The organism is Flavobacterium sp. (assembly GCF_017744675.1).
Classification (GTDB): domain Bacteria; phylum Bacteroidota; class Bacteroidia; order Flavobacteriales; family Flavobacteriaceae; genus Flavobacterium.
Map to the genome: position 1 here is coordinate 248,912 of NZ_JAGIAV010000006.1, position 13,095 is coordinate 262,006.

6 protein-coding genes are annotated in these 13,095 nt (G+C 36.9%); 4 read left to right on the forward strand and 2 right to left on the reverse strand.

Going from position 1 to position 13,095, the window contains the following annotated elements; genetic code table 11:
* Window positions 1-140 precede the first annotated feature (140 nt).
* From J7574_RS19810 to J7574_RS19820, 3 genes are all read left to right on the forward strand, one after another.
* Complete coding sequence (locus J7574_RS19810) at window positions 141-3,998, forward strand: family 16 glycosylhydrolase (protein WP_290972762.1); 3,858 nt, start codon at window positions 141-143, stop codon at window positions 3,996-3,998.
* Between the two features lie 125 nt (window positions 3,999-4,123).
* Window positions 4,124-6,772 (forward strand): beta-1,3-glucanase family protein, encoded by a 2,649-nt coding sequence (locus J7574_RS19815; protein ID WP_290972765.1) that lies wholly within the window; start codon window positions 4,124-4,126, stop codon window positions 6,770-6,772.
* Between the two features lie 102 nt (window positions 6,773-6,874).
* Window positions 6,875-8,500: a glycosyl hydrolase family 18 protein gene (locus tag J7574_RS19820; RefSeq protein ID WP_290972768.1), complete on the forward strand. Its 1,626-nt coding sequence runs from the start codon at window positions 6,875-6,877 to the stop codon at window positions 8,498-8,500.
* 303 nt (window positions 8,501-8,803) lie between these two features.
* Here the strand turns inward: J7574_RS19820 and J7574_RS19825 are convergent, their stop codons facing one another.
* Both J7574_RS19825 and J7574_RS19830 read right to left on the reverse strand, forming a co-directional pair.
* Window positions 8,804-9,862 carry an SDR family oxidoreductase gene (locus J7574_RS19825; protein WP_290972771.1) on the reverse strand — a complete coding sequence of 353 codons (1,059 nt, stop codon included), beginning with the start codon at window positions 9,860-9,862 and terminating at the stop codon, window positions 8,804-8,806.
* Between the two features lie 93 nt (window positions 9,863-9,955).
* Window positions 9,956-10,540, reverse strand: coding sequence for a Crp/Fnr family transcriptional regulator (locus J7574_RS19830; RefSeq protein ID WP_290972774.1), 585 nt, complete (start codon window positions 10,538-10,540; stop codon window positions 9,956-9,958).
* Window positions 10,541-10,920: 380 nt separating this feature from the next.
* Between J7574_RS19830 and J7574_RS19835 the strand changes: the two genes are divergently transcribed.
* Window positions 10,921-12,852: a metallophosphoesterase gene (locus tag J7574_RS19835; RefSeq protein WP_290972777.1), complete on the forward strand. Its 1,932-nt coding sequence runs from the start codon at window positions 10,921-10,923 to the stop codon at window positions 12,850-12,852.
* Window positions 12,853-13,095: the final 243 nt, after the last annotated feature.

Consider the following 13,095-nt stretch of genomic DNA (forward strand, 5'->3'; position numbering starts at 1 on the left):
TAGATTTGTTTTGAAGCAATAGCAATTACTAACTAAAAACCTATTTTAAAATGAAGCAAAATGACTTTTTTTTCGGCCGACCACCGAAAAGCAATTCTTATTTATTTAAACAATTCTGTGTAGCAGTTTTATTTTTGCTGATGCCATTTCTCAAGACTCAAGCCCAATGTAATACGCTCGTTTGGTCTGATGAATTTAATGGCACAACGGTAGATTTAACCAAATGGCAGAGTATTTCAGGAAACGGCTGTCCGTCGCTCTGCGGATTTGGAAATGCTGAGGCACAGCGTTACGATCCCAATCAGGCGACAATTGTAAAAGAAGGAACAAACAGTTACTTAAACATCGAGGCGAAATATGCGCCGAATTCACAATTTCCTGATCAGCCGTATGCTTCTTCAAAACTCACAACAGAAGGAAAGTATTCTTTAAAGTACGGAAGGATAGAAGCCCGAATGAAGTTGTCTAATGGACAAGGAGCATGGCCAGCTTTTTGGATGCTTCCTGTAAACGGAAACTGGCCGTATACTGGTGAAATTGATATAATGGAAGCCAAACACAGAAATCCGCAATCTATAGACGGAACTATCCATTATGATGGAAACGGATATCATTTTACAGGAAGAAGCTACAGTTCTCCAACAGATTTATCTTCGGATTTTCATGTTTATGCCGTAGAATGGGGACCAAATATCATTAAATGGTTTGTTGATGATGTTTTGTTTCATACAGCAACGCCAAATACAACCGTAAACGGAGGCTGGCCTTTTAACGATAGTCAGTTTTACATCATTTTAAACCTTGCTGTTGGTAGTGCAGGAACGCCTTACACCAGTGTAAACGGAGCTGGAGTAGCGCCAGTTCCAGGTGATTTCCCAGCAAAATTACAAGTCGATTATGTTCGTGTTTACGATGGGAGTTTCAAATATGCGGTAACAGGCGATAACAAAGTGTACCAAAATGAAACTAGTAAAACCTATTCTGTAAATGCAATTGCGGGGGCGACCTACAACTGGACTGTTCCAGCAGGAGCAACAATTGCATCAGGACAGGGAACAAATTCGATTACTGTAAATTGGGGAACTTCTGGAGGAGATGTTTCTGTAGCTGCAACAGTTTCTGGCTGTAATGTCAATAACTACAAATTGGCGGTTACGACCGAACCAGCATTGCCAGTTGAAAAAATACATGAAGATTTTCAAAGTAATCGAAATGTATTGTACCCAGTAAAAACGGGAGTTTTGACAGAAGCTGTTGCGAATCCTTCTGCAACTGGAATTAACACTTCGGCTTTGGTTGGAAAATACGTTAGAAATTCAAGCGAATTGTACGATGTTTTAAACATCAGAAACGTAACCATTACCAACGCCAACGATTATGTTTACGGAAGAAAAAGACTTTCGTTTGATATTTATACTTCTGCGCCAGTTGGAACAAAAATTTCGATGCAATTAGAAAACAGCAATGTTACAACAGCAACAAATTATCCGTCGGGAAGACATAGCGGATTTAAAGCAACAACGACAGTTCAGAATAAATGGGAAACTTTAGAATTTGAGTTTGAAAAAATAATCGATCCCAATACGAGCGCTTTGTCAATCAATAATGTGGTGATTCTTTTTGAATCGAATTCGAATTCTGGAGCGACATATTATTTTGATAATCTGCTGACAAAAGCAGCGCCAGAAAAACCAATTATTGCAACAGATGTGTTGCAAAATTATGATGGCGTAAATAAAATCATAAAAGGAACAACCACTGGAACGTATTCTGTTGTAGCAAATCCCGGAACTAATTCGGTTAACGCTTCCGCGAATGTGGCAAAGTACATTAGAAATGCGTCTGAACAATATGATGTTCTTTTCTTTAATACACAAACTTCAATTGAAGATGCTGGTTTATTTAAAAATCAGACGAATAAAATTATGATCGATGTGTATACATCGGCACCTATAGGAACAGTTGTCAGCATGAATTTCGAAAATAGCGCCACATCGCTTCCCGCCAATTATCCGACAGGAAGAAATAGCAACTATGTCGCGATTACAACCAAACAAAATCAATGGGAAACGCTGACATTCTATTACAATTCAAGTCCAGATGCAGGAACTTCAAACTTAGCGGTAAATCAAATGGTTTTATTGTTTAATTCAGGTTCTTATACAGCTGATACCTATTATTTTGATAATATTCGAATAGGATCGACTAAACTTCCAGATACTTTTACGCCAGGCGTGGTGTACGAAGATTATCAAACCATTCACAATATCACATTTAGAGATGCGATTGGAACGTATACGCCAAACACGGCAAATCCAAACGCAAGCGGAATCAATACTTCTACAAACGTTGGAAAATACGTTCGCAAATCGACTGAATTGTATGATAATTTTTCATTCAATAGTACGATAACTAATATCGGAGATTTCAAAGGCGGCGTTAAAAAGTTCGCTATGGATGTTTATACTTCGGCACCAGTTGGGTCTATTATTTCTTGGCAGGCAGAAAGCAGTGCATCGGTTCCAGCAAATTATCCTGTTGGAAGACACAGTATTTATCAAGGAGTAGTCAAACAAAGCAATGCTTGGCACACCGTAACTTTTACCTATGTAAGTTCACCAGATGCTTCCACTTTAGACAGCGAAGTAAACCGTTTTGTTTTCTTGTTTGAACCGGGAACCAATTCTGGAAACACGTATTACTTTGATAATCTAAGAGCTTTAAATTTAGTTTCTACAGAAAATCCGAACACTTTGCCAGCACCTTGGACAAGTACAGATCTTGGCGCGGTAACTCCTGCAGGAGAAGCTACACATGCTAGCGGAACATTTACGATCAAAGGTGCAGGAAATGATATTTGGGATACAACTGATCAATTTCAGTTTGTGAATCAGCCTATTACTGGCGATGCTGAAATTATTGCTAAAGTAAATTCCTTGACCAACACCAATACGTATGCAAAAGCAGGAGTAATGTTCCGTGAAACGCTTACACCGACTTCAAAACACGCTATGACCGATGCAAGTGCAGCAGCAGGAATTGAGTTTCTAACTCGCGATACCACTTCTGGAATAACAACTGCAGAAGTTACAACAGGCGCGGCTCCAAAATGGGTTCGTTTAGTAAGATCAGGAAATGTATTTACTTCTTATTCTTCAGATAATGGAACAACGTGGACGCCAGTAGGAACGCCAAGAACAATCGCAATGGCAAGCACTATTTATGTTGGAATGGCAGTTACTTCTCATGCAAATGGAACTTTAACAACAGGAGTTTTCACCGACGTAACGATTAGAAATATCACTCCAAATCCGAATGTAAATTTAGCTTTAGGCAAAACAGCGACAGCTTCTACAGAAGAAAATGCAACTTTTACAGCCAATAAAGCAACAGATGGAGATGCAGGTACAAGATGGGCAAGTTCTTTTGCCAATGCGACTGAATGGATTTATGTTGATTTAGGAAGCAATTACAACATCAACAGAGTGGTTTTAAAATGGGAAGCAGCTTATGCAACGCAATACAAAGTGCAGCTTTCTACAGATAATGTTTTCACAGAAAGCGAAACAATAAACACGCAAACTGCCTCAGACGGAGGAACAGATGATTTAGCGGTAAGCGGAACAGGAAGATACCTTCGAATTTTATGTACTGCGAAAGCTTTGGCGCCTTACGGATATTCTTTATTTGAAATTGAAGCTTACGGATCGTCTTCTACAGCGAGAATGGCTTTGAATGTTACAGAAGAACCTCAGGAAGAAGAAGTTGTTTTTGCTGTGTATCCAAACCCGACAACAAATTATGTTCAAGTTTCATCTCCTGAAAACTTGGAGAATAAAGTCATTACAATTTATGACAATACAGGGACTTTGATTCTGCAAAACAAAGCAGAAGGAAGTGAAAGCGTAATTGACGTAAGCAAACTTCGAAGAGGAATCTATATTCTGAACTTCAAATCAGATCAAAAAAGCTGGACTAAAAAACTGATTAAGAAATAATTTTTAAATCTGTTGGGTGCAATTTAAGGAGGGCAGACCAATTGCACCTGGCGGATTTTCTAGTCATTCATTTGAAAATGGCTTTGGTTTAAAATCTATTTACATAACCCTAAAATTATTTAGATATGAATAAAATTAGACTTCAAAGATTTTCTTTTTTGATGACACTTTTTTTAGTGTTTTCAAATTTAATGCATGCTCAAGGACCAGTTCCTTTTACGATTAGTAATAATTCGCCGTTTGCAGACAGTGAGTTATATGTTGCCATTGTGGGTATCGATTATAGCACTGGAAATCACGTTTGGGTCAATGCCAAGACAAGTCAGGTTTTGCCCATGAGCGCTTCTTACAATACAGTTACTGGACCCACTTATGGAGGAAATACAGGACCGGGACAAAATTCTAAGTATGCTGCTTGTTTTACCAAGTTAAGCGAAATTCCAAATAAAACTTTCACATTGCCATTAATTGCAGGATGTCGAGTTTTTATTTCTAAAGGTTCACAACTGTATTTTTACTTTTTTGGTGCCAGCGGAGCTCCTTCAGGATATGCATCGCCAAATCCGCAGAATGCCACAGACCCGAATCAAGGAATTTTGTATGAAATGATAGAATTGACCAACAATCAATACGGTTTCTTTGGAAATCCAACAAGAGTCGATTCATACAAATATCCAATGGGATTGGAGTTATTCGGCGCAAACGGTTATCAGAAAAAAGTAGGCGATTTGAAAAAACACGCTGATATTGTGGCGGCTTTTAAAGCGAATGTTCCAGCAGAATTTCAAGGTTGCGTAAATGATGCAACGGGAGAAATTACAGCGCCTTCTAAAACGGCAGCTTACGCCGAAGGAACTGGACAATATGCCAACTATTTAAAATCGTACATCGATGCAATTTGGAATAAATACAAAAATGAAGATTTGATCTTTTATGCAGGCGATGCAGGAGTATTTAAAGGAAGAGTGATTGGAGAACAGCTAGAAATGGTAGGACAATCTGGCGCTTTTGTGGGAAGAACGGGACGCGTGCAAAATCGACCAACTACGCAAGAAGCTTTAGAAGGAAAAGGAGTTTTGGACAGAAGATTGGTTGATGGAGATTTAGATCTCGTAATTCAAGCACAATTAACGGCTGCGATTAACCGACATGTGGTGAATGTAACCACAACAAATCCAGGCCAGCAAAACTGGTACGATGCATCGAAGTTTTATCAGGTAAATCCAACGAATCATTATTCTAAATTTTGGCATTTGCCAGGAATCAATATCGATAATTTGGCTTATGGATTTGCTTACGATGATGTTGCCGATCAGTCACCATCGCTTCATTCGCCCCAGCCAACAAAAGTTATTGCCACATTTGGAGGTTATTACGGACTCACTACGCCTTCGGTTCCAGCTACGACAGATGTAATTACGGTTTACAAAGATTGCAACTACACAGGATTCTCTGGCGGATTAACCATCGGAGATTACGATCTGGCTCGTTTAAATTCTTTAGGTGTTTTAAATGATGATATTTCTTCATTAAAAATTACACAAGGCTATCAAGCTATTTTGTATCAAGATGATAATTTTGGTGGAGCTTCAACCGTAATCAATTCTGATAATGCTTGTTTAAATACTACTTGGAACGATAAAGTAAGTTCAATTAGAGTAATTGCAAACGGAACGACAACTTTAGGAAATCAGACTTTCTTTCTTCAAAACAGAAATAGCGGTTTATACATGGACGTTTGGAATTCAAGCCTGTCAAACGGAGCAGGAATCAATCAAGGCGCTTTGAATTCTGGAAACAATCAGAAATTTACGTTTACGCATTTAGGAGACGGAATGTATAAAATCATTGCCAACCATAGCGGATTTTCAATGGACATTAATAATTTCAATAAAGCTAATGGGGCAAGAGTAGAGCAGTATCCATACAATGCAACGACAAATCAGCAGTTTATTTTGGTTTCGACCGGTGATGGCTATTATAAAATTGTGGCCCGTCACAGCGGAAGAATCGTTGAAGTGGCAGGAGCAAGCACAGCTTCTGGAGCGATTGTACAGCAATGGGATAACAATAATCAGACTTGCGGACAATGGAAATTAGTTCCTGCAACAAGTTCTCAAACTTCAGTTTTAATTCAAGCAGAAGATTATTCAGCCATGAGCGGTATTCAAGTGGAAGCTACGACAGATACTGGTGGAGGTTCAAATGTAGGGTATACAGAAACAGGCGATTGGTTGGCGTATAACAATATCAATTTCCCAACAACAGGCTCTTATTTAATTGAATATCGAGTAGCAAGTGCGGTTACCGGTGGAAGATTATCTTCTGACTTAAATGCAGGAGCAATTGTTTTAGGAAACGTTGACATTCCAAATACTGGAGGGTGGCAAAACTGGCAAACGGTTTCTCAGATTGTAAACGTAAATGCAGGAACGTATAATTTCGGAATCTACATTCAAAATACTGGAATGAACATCAACTGGATTAAAATTACAAAAGTGGCCGGAACAGCAAAGATGGCTGCAGTTGAAACAGTTGAGGAACCTGCCGTAACAGAATTAAATGTTTACCCAAGTCCAGCAGAAAACACCCTTTTTGTTACCACTTCTGTAAATGGAGAGAAAGTAAGCGTCATAGATCAGACAGGAACGTTGGTTTCTGAGCAAAAAATAAATAATAGCAGTATTGATGTTTCACGCCTTAGAACGGGAATCTATTTTGTTGTTTTCCACAAAGACGGTGCAAAAACGGTGAAACGTTTTATCAAAAAATAATTTCAAAAGAAGTAAAAGCCTTGAACATTCAAAATAGAATTGTTCAAGGCTGCTTTTAAGCAATAATTAAACCCTACTATTAACTATTGAAAATTGAATATTATGAAAAACAATTACAAAAAAATGCCACTAAAATGGACGATCATTTTAGTATTAGGAGTTTTCAATCTGGGAATTGCCCAAAAAAAGGTAATCGCGTATATTCCCAATTGGATTGATTTGAATGCTTTTTCAAGTACGATTCAGTACAGTAAACTAACGCACATCAATATTGCTTTCGAAAATCCTGATGCAAACGGATATTTGAGTTTTAATTCAGGCAGCAATACGATTATAAATGCGGCACATGCTCAAAATGTAAAAGTTTTTGTATCGCTAGGAGGAGGTTCGGTTTCAGAAGGAGGAGCCATTCGAGACAATTATTTTAATCTGATCACTCCAGCAAATAGAACGGCTTTTATCCAAAAAATATACGATTATGTTGTTGCTCACAATTTTGATGGAGTCGATGTCGATTTAGAAGGTCCAGCGATTAATGGAGATTACGGAGGATTTGTTATTGCCTTAGCAAATAAATTGCACGCCAATGGAAAATTGATTTCAGCAGCGCTTTCAGAAGGATATGGTGGTGCAAATGTACCTTCATCTACTTTTGCAGCTTACGACTGGATCAATATTATGGCTTATGATGCAACAGGACCTTGGGCGCCAAACAATCCAGGGCAGCATTCTCCGTACAGCATGGCGGTAAATCAGTTTAATTATTGGACAGGAAGAGGATTGCCTGCAAGCAAAGCTGTAATCGGACTTCCGTTTTACGGATATGGTTTTGGCGCTTCTGCCAATCAAGGAATTTCTTATGCCAATATTGTAGCGCAATATCCAGGTGCTGAAAACTTAGATCAAGTTGGAAACACGATTTATTACAACGGAATTCCAACCATCAAACAAAAAACAACTTTTGCAATTCAAAATGCAGCAGGAGTAATGATTTGGGAATTGTCTCAAGATGCAACAGGTTCTAAATCTTTGCTGAATGCCATCAATCAAGTTATTACAGGCAGTAACCCGCCAGCAACAGGAACTTTAATTCAAGCAGAAAATTACAATACGATGAGCGGTGTTCAAACCGAAGCGACAACAGACACAGGCGGTGGACTAAATGTTGGCTACTGCGACACAGGCGATTGGATGGCGTATTACAATATTAATTTCCCAACTTCTGGAACTTATCAAATTGAATATCGAGTTGCAAGTGCGGTTACAGGCGGAAGATTATCCTCTGATTTAAATGCAGGAACAATTCAGCTTGGTGCTATAAATGTGCCTAATACAGGAGGCTGGCAAAACTGGCAAACAATTACGCAAACTGTAAACGTAAATGCTGGAACGTACAATTTTGGGATATATGTTCAAAATACAGGTTTTAATATCAACTGGTTTAGAATTACAAAATCAGGTTCAACAGCAAGAACCGCTGCACCAACTACTGAACAATCGATTGCTAGTTTAGAAATTTATCCAAATCCAACAGAAAGTCAAATCTTTTTCACCACAGAAGTTTCGGGAGGAAATGTAAATATCATTAATACAGAAGGTGGAGCAACTGTTTCGTCTCAAACGGTAAATAATAACAGTGTCGATGTTTCGACTTTAAAAACGGGTATTTACTTGATTTCAGTAGAGAAAAACGGAATCAAAACGGTAAGACGTTTTATTAAAAAATAACCCATTTGCCATAATGGTTTTAGATACATTAAATTTTTAGGTTTTAATGTGATAAAAGGGCTGTCTATTTTAGATGGCCTTTTTTTTAACCGCAAAGCACGCTAAGAATTACGCAAAGCACGCAAAGTTTTTTTAATCTCGCAAAGTCGCAGAGTCGCAAAGTTATTCCTATTCTTTGCGACTCTGCGACTTTGCGAGCGATTTAAAAGCAAAGTTAGCAAAGCTTTATCCATATAGCTTTGCTAACTTTGCGTTTCTATGCGCAATCATGAACAAAAAACCTTGCGTGCTTTGCGGTAAATTTTAAGGAATGATTTTTTTGAGACGAAATTCATCAAAAAGAGCATAAAACATTTCCTCGGTATCTATAAATTCGTGAAAACCTAAACGTCGTGCTTTAGTTCCATCCGAGAAAAAATCATAATCCCAAGAAAAGACAAAATCTCCAAACTCCCAAGCTGCTAATTTCTCATAATTGTGTTTTTCTAAATTGTATTTTTCCTGCATATCTTTCCAAACGATATCTTTATCTGCCATTACAGATTTTAATTGCATTGGAAGCGGTTGTGCAACAGGAATTTCGAAATAAGTAGCAACTTTTGGCCAAAGTTCTTCCCATCTAAATAAATCGCCATTGGTAATATTAAAAGCTTGATTGGCACATTTCGGATTTGTTGCTGCCCAAACAGTAGCTTTTGCTAGTAATCCAGCATCAGTCATTTCCATTAGTTTATCATACGCTCCAAGTTTTCCTGGAAATCGAAGCGGAATATTTAATTCTTTTGAAATTGAGGCATAAACAGCAATTAAAAGAGCCAGATTCATTGGGTTTCCTAATGCCGTTCCGCCAACAACAGACGGACGGATAGCACTCCAAGTCCAATTTTTACCTTCTTGTTTTTTCTCTAAATAATGTTGTTGCGACGTATTAAATTCTGGTGGCATATGTCCAGCATCCGTTTCTTTAGCTGGAGTTTTGAAAGGGCCAAGGTGAGCGCCATATACTTTATAGCCTTGCATTAGACTAATATGCTGCAAATCTGTAGAAATAGGCTCAATGGTTTCAACCACATTTTGAAGCATTTTCATATTGGGTTCAACAAGTTCAGACCAAGAAGGACGATCCTGATAAGCGGTATAAAAAATATGAGTGATATTTTTCAGCTGAGATAGCTGCTTTTTACAGCTTTCGCTATCGAGTAAATCAACAGAAATAAATTGTAGATTTTCGCGGTCTGCACCTCCTTTTCTAGAAAGTCCAATAACATTCCAATTTTTTGTAGATAAAAGATAATCAATAAGATTGGCGCCGATTACTCCGTTTGCTCCAACTACTAAAGCGGTATTTTTATTTGTTTCCATTTTCTTTGTGTTTAAATTCTTTACAAAGATCTGGCGGTTAAAATGGACTAAAAATGAAGTAGATTATGAAAAAAGGTTGAAGTAATTCAACTTTTATTTCTTCAATTTCTTGTTTCGTATTTTAGATAAAAATTCAGTTGTCATTCCTAAGTACGAAGCTAAAGTATATTGTGGCACACGTTTTACAACCAAAGGAAATTCAGCATTAAAACTTTCGAAACGTTCTTCTGCAGATGAGGTAAGATTCGTAATAATTCTTCGCTGAAAAGAAGCGGCAGTTCGTTCTGCCGTAATACGGAAAAAGGTTTCAAATTTAGGGTTGGCTTTCTTCAATTTAGTTTCAGAATCAAAATCGATTTGTAAAAGAACCGAATCTTCAAGTGCCACCACAAACATAGTCGCAGGCTTTTGATAAATGTAACTGTTGTAGTCCGAAATCCACCAATCTTCAATCGCAAACGCAATGGTATGTTCCTGTCCATCATCGCTTACTACATAAGCCCTTAAAGCACCTTTTACGACATAACTTCTATATTTAGCTACAAAATCAGGCTGTACAATAAACTGTCTCTTTTTTATTTTAGTGATTTTAAATTCAGATATAAATTGATTAAGCTCTTCGTCAGAAAAGGCTACTCGAGCTTTCAAATGATCAATTAAGGATTGGTATTCTGACATTTTTTCCAATTTATTTCTTTTCTAGGTTTTGCATTCAATCAAAATTACAAAACAACGCGTTTGGTGAAATTATTTTTTTTCAAATTTATTTACCAATTTAAATTTAAATCATTAAAAATCTGCTTTAATCTGTATAAATCTGCGTGAAATATTTTATGGGTCTATTTTTTCACGCAGATTAATATAGATTTCGGCAGATCATATTAGATTTCATTTGTCGAATGAAACTATTTTAGTCTATTTCACCCAAAGGAGTTAAAAATATTATTATTCCATAACACTAACATAAACTGATTTCTGGTTTAAATGAATAAAATTGCAATGCGTTAAAAAGTCCAAAACTTCTAATAAGTGTCCCCAATTTATTAAAGTTAAAACCTATGAAATTAAAAATCACTTCACTTTTTATAGTGACCTTTTTTGCTGTTTTTAATAGTTCGATTTCGGCTCAAAAAACTCAGAATTTAAACGGAACACAAATTGCGTTTTTATCTGATGTCCATTTGCAAGACTTATTTGGCCGATTTTCAGATTCAGAATATAAAGGCGTTCTGAATCCGAAAACGAATCAATATACCTTGGTTAGAACGATGTCTTCGCAATTGCATTCTACTCGAATTTTTAATGAAAACTATTTTGCTTTTTTAGCGGCTTTAGATGATATCGCCAAGCGAAAGATCAAATACGTTGCATTGCCTGGAGATTATACCGATGACGGACAACCAATTCATGTACGCGGATTAGCTGAAATTTTAGAACAATATTCAAATAAATACGGAATAGAATTCTTTATTACAACAGGAAATCACGATCCGGTTGGGCCATTTGCACAGGAATCTGGGAAAGAAGATTTTTTAGGGAAAGAAGGTAAGAGCCAGCCCATTTTTAGCAAAGACGGCATGTATAAGCCCAATTTAAACATCGAACAGCCTGTTGTCATCACAGCCGATATTGCTAAAATGGGTTATTTAGGAATTACGGATAATCTGAAAGATTTTGGTTTTCATCCGAACAAAAAATATAAATTTTGGGCAACTCCTTTTTCGAATTATTCTAGCCAAAATTATTCGTTTGATAAAGCTTTAGAAAGTGCAAAATTGTCCAATCGAGTTTACGAAGTTGCACCAGGTTATGAAGTCCCAGACGTTAGTTATGTCGTTGAACCAATTGACGGACTTTGGTTAATGGCAATTGATGGAAACGTTTATATTCCGAAGAAAACAGACGGTGATCCAAAAGATTCCAAAAGTTATTCTGAAGCTAGTACGGGATATAATAATGTACTTTCAAACAAAAAACATTTGATTAAATGGGTTGAGAACATTTCGGCTCAAGCCAAAAAACAAGGAAAAACTTTGGTTGCTTTTAGCCATTTCCCGATGATTGATTTTAATGATGGCGCTTCCGCGGAAATAAAAGAACTGCTAGGGCCCAATAAATGGCAGTTAAACCGAGTTCCAGTTGAAGAAGTCGCTCAGGTTTTTGCCGATGCCGGATTGAAGATTCATTTTGCAGGCCACATGCATATAAACGATACGGGAGTTAGAACTTCGCCAAAAGGAAATACAATGGTAAATGTTCAAACACCGTCGCTTGCCGCTTATATTCCAGCTTACAAATTACTGACTTTAAAGAAAGATAATGTAGTCGATATTCAGACCATTACAATTGATAATGTGCGGCGATACGATGAACTTTTTGATTTGTATAAAATGGAATATCAGTTTTTGGAAAGTCAGAATGCGAAAGATATTTGGAATGCTGCCATTTTGAAGACTAAAAATTATCATGATTTTACTGATTTTCATTTGAAAGAACTAGTTCGTCTAAGTTTCTTAAAAGACGATTGGCCATCAGATTTTGCTAATTTTCTATTAAATGTTTCTGCGAAAGATTTATTGGTTTTGGCAAATATCAAATCAGATAAAGATTTCGATTTTATTCTGAAAAATAAAGAACAATTGCAAAAAGAATGGAAAGAAGCAGAAACAAAATCGGAACAGATTTTAGTTAAAAACAAACTCAAAAAAACAGATTTCAATTGGACAGGAAATGATCTTTTAATTGATTTTTATCGTTTTAGAAGTGCAGACGAATTGGCTCTTGCCGATGTTGGCCTTCAAAGAGCAAAACAATACAAAGTTTTATCCGATTTATTTTTAGAAGGTGCTAAAGCTAATTTTTCAAACAATACTCCGTTACAAAAGCAAATGAAGCTGTTCTTAATTATCTTCAATAAATTCATGCATGAAGTTCCTGCAGATCATTTTACTGTTGATTTGAAAACGGGAGAGATTAGGAGTTTAAAGTGATTTTTTGTTTAACCGCAAAGCACGCTAAGAATTACGCAAAGTTCGCTAAGATTTTTTTTAATCTCGCAAAGGCGCGGAGACGCAAAGTTATTTCTATTCTTTGCGACTCTGTGACTTTGCGAGCAATTCATAAATATGTTTACGCAGAGGTCGCTAAGATTTTACGCAGAGTTGAAGAGAATTTTAATTTGAGTTAGTGCTCAAAAGCAAAGTTCGCAAAGCTAAATGACAAAGCTTTGCGAA